The 5,619-nt window shown below is 40.0% G+C and carries 4 protein-coding genes and 2 pseudogenes; all 6 read right to left on the minus strand.

Annotated elements, in window-relative coordinates:
• A pseudogene (locus tag ACYQ21_RS14495) lies at positions 1-436 on the minus strand (group II intron reverse transcriptase/maturase); the annotation flags it as partial.
• A 790-nt stretch (positions 437-1,226) separates the two neighbouring features.
• Positions 1,227-2,372, minus strand: coding sequence for a hypothetical protein (locus tag ACYQ21_RS14500; protein ID WP_460059295.1), 1,146 nt, complete (start codon positions 2,370-2,372; stop codon positions 1,227-1,229).
• Positions 2,369-2,668, minus strand: a complete 300-nt coding sequence (locus ACYQ21_RS14505; RefSeq protein ID WP_460059297.1) for a DUF5592 family protein — start codon at positions 2,666-2,668, stop codon at positions 2,369-2,371. Before ACYQ21_RS14505 ends, ACYQ21_RS14500 begins: the two co-directional genes overlap by 4 nt.
• A 9-nt stretch (positions 2,669-2,677) precedes the next feature.
• A pseudogene (locus ACYQ21_RS14510) lies at positions 2,678-4,444 on the minus strand (pLS20_p028 family conjugation system transmembrane protein); the annotation flags it as partial.
• A gap of 172 nt (positions 4,445-4,616) precedes the next feature.
• The gene (locus ACYQ21_RS14515) at positions 4,617-5,279 is read right to left on the minus strand and encodes an SH3 domain-containing protein (RefSeq protein ID WP_460059298.1); all 663 of its coding nucleotides are present in this window, start codon (positions 5,277-5,279) and stop codon (positions 4,617-4,619) included.
• Positions 5,276-5,530 (minus strand): phage holin family protein, encoded by a 255-nt coding sequence (locus tag ACYQ21_RS14520; RefSeq protein ID WP_460059300.1) that lies wholly within the window; start codon positions 5,528-5,530, stop codon positions 5,276-5,278. The genes ACYQ21_RS14515 and ACYQ21_RS14520 overlap by 4 nt, the downstream gene beginning before the upstream one ends.
• Positions 5,531-5,619 lie beyond the last annotated feature (89 nt).

Here is a 5,619-nt window from a genome sequence, read left to right on the forward strand (position 1 = left end):
AGCTATCATTTATAAACTTCGCCTCACATATCGGCTCTAGGACTTGTAGAATACATTGTTGTATCATTCTGTCCCAGATTGAGGGAATACCAAGCGGACGGGGTTTACCGTTGGGCTTGGGAATTTCCTTGCGCCTTACTGTGCGTGGGTTGTAGTGTTGAAACTCTTTCTGAATTTTATTAACAAATTGTTTTTTTGATAGTTGTTCAATATCTTTTATCGTCTGTTTGTCCGCAGAGGGCGTTTGACTGCCTTTGTTAGACTTGATATTCCGATAAGCGAGCATAATATTGTCTTTTGACACAATTAGCTCCATTAGATTTTGAAATCTTTCTCCATTTTTGGATTGTTCATGCAAGGTATCTAATTTCTCCTGAAAACCGTAGTATTCAAGATGTCTTAGACTTGCATTTTTAACAGTTCCTTTATGTTGAATCGTCAAGGTCTAAACCACCTCCTTTGATAAGCAGATGACTTTCTTTTTTGTCATAAGCGAATCCTTGAGTAGATTAGAATTGATAGGAATTTTATTGGTATAAACTGACTTAGGCTCTTCGCTCCAATTCCATTACAGAATCCTCATTGCTTGTCGCCCTACTTTACTTCGCCAAACTGTCTTTCTTTCTACAAATACCTTTCTGTAGACTCCCCCAACAGCTCCCAATACTCAGATGGGTCTTTGAACCCTCGCATTGTGCGCCAGTTTTTGAACGTTGGTTTATTCCTAGTATCATCATAACTTAGGTGCTTACTTTATGCCGTGATGAAATCAAGTGCCTGTAACACTTCAAAGTACGTTGCCGTTTCTATAGCTTTGCGTACTTCTTCATCAATTCTGGTATGTCAACCAGCACGAGAGGTTATCTCGCTAGCTATCTCGACATTTACATTCGCAAGTTCGTCAGTGATTTTCACACATTCTCACCATATTATGATACAGCCATAACTCTGTCTGCGTGTGCCGCCACCTCGCTTTTGCTTATCTACTGACCTTACCTGACGAGGGCTTGGAATTTAACAGTAGCTTTAGCAGACAGTACATCATATGTTAGCTCGCTTCCCACGACTTCGTTTCAAAGTTGAGTCGCTCCGTGAGCCATATTAGCTTAGTCCCTTCAAGGCGTTACCCTATCATTTGAACTATCAGAATAAACCTTTCACAGCTTATTAATATTAGGTCAAGCCTAACTTCAAGCCGTTATCCCATTTATATTAAAGCTTTCGCCTTATTTAATAAGGAAACGTCCCGCACAGAAACTTGCCTTATAGCCGAGTGGCTGTAAACGACTATTCACAGCCTCAGCCTGCTCCCAAATCTTATCTTTGGTTTTTCCTACTAAATAGTACCGTACCATAACTTCCTTGACTTGTTCATTGCCATTCACGACATCTTCCAAGATGCTGTCTAGGAGTTGTGTTTCTTTTTGAAGTTGTTTCCTATCAATTTCATCCTTAGGCTTAGAACGTTTTTTATCGTTTAGTGTGCGGTTCATACCACCTAACACTTCACTTTTTTCACGATGCAGTAAGTCAATCGTTGTCATAATATTTGTGTGACGAAAGATAGATGCGCCATAAAAGAAATCAAATTTTGTTGACCATTCATGTAATTTCATGCACCCTTGATAGCCCCGACTGGTTTGTAAAAAGTAATCCCCCTTTTTACGAATCCCACCTTCTGGCTGAATACTGCGCATGAAATCAAGGTCACAACCATCCTTAGTTAAAGCTTCCTTTTGACTGACTTTATTGCTCATCGTCGGTGCAGTTTCTCCTATATTATGCAATTCATAATAGAAGGCTTTCTTTTCTGCTACAGTTAGAGGTTTAATATTTGTATACAGACTTGATGCCGTATCCAAATCAAATCTAGCACGTGTGAGTTCTACCTCATCTTTCGCAAACAATTGAAAATAGGAAATTTCTTGTGGCATACTTTGTTCAGACATGACTAACTCTTTCAAATAAATACTCGAAAGTTCTTGTCCTTCCCTTGATAGCTCACCTAACGTTTTTCGTCTATTCAAGTAATCTTGTTGCGTTTGTGTTTTGACATCAAAAGTTTTGAGAAAAATTTTAACATCAACTTTCACGCCTCTAAACAACTGAATAAGCGAGCGAATTGCCTCCTGTTGAATATGTTGAGGTTCTTTTCGTATCGCAAAATTTTCCAATCGGAAAATATCGGTCACTCCCTCACGTGTAACGATAAAATCAGATTCAACTCTAATCGGAAACATGCTTGACAAGGCAGAATCAAACTGTCTTTTCCCTCGTTTTGAATTCTTTTTCTTTTGAGATTTGTTCTTTTTAACCTGCCATTTCTGTTTCTTCTTAATTTTTTTACTCAACAATACCTGTTCATCAATCATAGGTTACCTCTCGTATTTTCAATATCTTCATGACAATAGACTTCATCTTTTCTTTTCAAAAGCGCAAAGGCAACCTCAAAATTTTTGGCGTGTGGATAAGTTCGGCTTGGTAAAAACCAAAATAAGACTAACACCACATAAACCAAACAAAATATAGTTTTCAAAGGTGGATAAATCATTTCTGCCAAAACTTGAAAACCAATAACCAGTAAGACAATCAAGATAATCAAATCTTGAAAGCTGTAAGTGCCGAAACCTGTTGCTTTATCGACTAAGTGTGTGGGACGTTCAAACATCTCTTTTTCCTACTTTCTCGTTTTTCTCAATAGATTTTCTCGTGCCTGTCTGGCTTGTCGAGTTTCTTTATCCTGATATAAATTTTTATTTTCCTGACTCATAATGTTAAAATTGGCTTCGCCCTCCAAGCTCGCTCTGCCTTGTGCTGTTTTTCTTTGAAAATCTTGTTCATAGCGGACAGATTCACGACCTTTTCGGAATGATTCAACCATTTTACGACGGCTTTGTTGCCCCTTGGTATTTCTGAAATCATCTAAGCCATGCCCCATGACACGAATATTAGCACGTTCTTTTAGATAGTTTCCTAACGGGTTACCGCTCGGAGCCGCTTGGTCGTCTGAGCCACTTTCTTCTGATTGACTACCTATTGACTTATCTATCGTCTGGGGTTTCCCTTGCCTTTCTTGGGCATCCATTGGCGAGCTGAGTACTACTGGTGTTTCAGGAGTGCTTGCATTATCTCGCTCACTCTGAACTTCTGGCGGTGCTGTAGCCATTAAACTATCAAAACCATCTGATATTGGGACAGGTGTGTTTGTGTTATCCCCTTCAAAATCATCAGGTTGAGCTTGTCCATCCCCTATATCTTGGGATAAACCGTCTTGATTCAGTTGACCTGCTCGTATTTCTTCTGGATCACTTTGATTATCTGGCGTTTTGTTTTCTTTATCCGAATCTTGGCTGGCAAGGTCTGCGATACTGCCCTTATGATTCTCTTTTTTCTTATCTTCATTTTCAGAAAATGGCGCCTCTTTATCGCCTTGTTTACCTTTTCGTTTTTCCGCAAGTGCCGCAATGCCTTGGCTCATTCCCTCTACTGCCATACCTGCGCCCGCAAAACCAAGTTGACCTGCACCACTAGCTAATGCACCACCAACACTCTTGCCTGCGTTAGATGCTGCTCGACCGATACCACCTGCCACTTTACTCACACCAATCGCAGACATCGCACCCATAAATAGCTGACCTGCCGTTTTCAGTCCTGCATCAATGCCCATAATTTTCGCAAAACCATTGGGACCGTCTATCAAGAGATAGGCTGAACCAAGTGTCGCAAAGAACCAACTGAAAAAACTAAAGTTGCTTGAGCGAATGATTTCTTGTGAAATCGTAAAAACTTGGAATAACAAAGGCATATAGACAATTAAACCCAGTGAACCTAAGATTTCTTGTACTAATAACTTCACTCGTGATAAGCCAAGGATATCCGCATAGCCACCAACCGCAAGCAACATATAATCCCCCATCATCTTCCAAATAATCAAGGAAAATTTGAAAGCAGAAATCGTCATAGCGATAATGAAAATAATCAACTCGCTAAAAAGGGGTAGCCAATGCACACGATAGCGATAGTAACGATTATCAAACATTTGAATAATCTTCCCAAATACCTTTAGGCTCCCTTCTTTTTCTGTTGCTTGTTCCGATTCATTGATACGATATTTTAAAACTTCTCCGTTTGGCACTTTATCAGGGGCAAGGATGTCTGTCACTTGAATATATTTAGGATTGATTTCTAGCCTTGAATTAACAACAGTATCCTCTGTCAACTCAGGTGCATTAACGATAGAAGACGTCTCCCATTCCCAATTGTTAGTCGCAAGTAAATACAAGTCATCTACGTTGCGCTCAATGACTTGGCTACCAAGCGATTTTCCCTCATTTCCTGCTTGTATGTCTCGGTTTAAATTGACTGAAAAACTTGAAAAGATACTAAAAGCTGAAGGGAGTACCATTAGAAGTAAAGTAATCAAAATCAAATTTGTTGGTAATTCCTTGCCTTGTGTAACGCGTCACGAAGAACGAGAAAAATGTTTCATCAAGAATGAGAATTTTTATTTCACAAACTCTGATTTTTACGCCATATAAAATAACTTTTAAATGCAAAAAAGAGCCCTTTGAAATGTCTAAAAAACATCTCAAAAGGCTCTTTTCATTTATTCAAATTTAAAAAGTAATGAAATCGTCTGCTTCTGCTTTACCAGTGGCACGACCTGCTGCCACGTAGCGCTTAGCACCTGATGTTGACATATAGGTAAACCAACAATAGCCGTCTTTGTCCCCAACATAAGCTAAATTATAGATTTTCTCACCCTTAGCGTAGGTAGCCACAACTTTTCCACCTGTAGTTGGCGCATCTCGCACATTCAACGTGCCTGCTTGTACAGTTCCAGTCGACCTAGTAGATGGACTTGGGGCAACGGCTGCTTTGTCAGCTGTAATGCACTTTAAATATGCGACTTTTCGATTATTAAAAGCACCAAATGCTCCAACTGGCACTGCTGATGTCGGGCGTTGCTGAAAGATTGTCTGGTCAACTTCAATCCAAATATGTCCATATGTTGGGTCAAGCACGCCACCAGTTCCTGAAACAACACGGATACGGCTTTGACTTGTCGGCTCCCACGTCGCAACACCGTCAGCTACTAAGTTGCTGACAACATCCATAGCGTCACCACGTGCCTTATTCCACGATTGCTCACCGCAGAAATTCATCACGGCTTTTGGCAAATCAACGCACTGCTTACCATAGATACCATCAATATCAACACCACCTGAGGTGTTATTTGCCCATAAGAAATTGATTACTTCTTGCACTGTTTTTGTCATTTTGATTTCCCTTCGATAATTTGTGTAAATAGCTGATGCAGCCCTGTACTCGCAAGACCGCTCAATGCACCATAGACGACTGATTCCAATGATAATCCTGCTGAGATGACACCTAAAACAGCACCAGTGATAGCTAAGACTGTTGGAATCCACTTATTATCCATCGGCACGATTTTTTTAAGACAATAGCCAATGATTAAACAAGCTATCACAACAATCGGTAGATAGAATTCACTTATATTCTCTAACATTTCACTCACCTCCTTTCTCTGATTGAGACATCTGCAGTTGTGCCTGCGCCTCTTGCAATTGTGCTTGTAAAGTGGCTTTCTCCACTTCA

It is taken from the genome of Pseudolactococcus yaeyamensis (assembly GCF_054658615.1).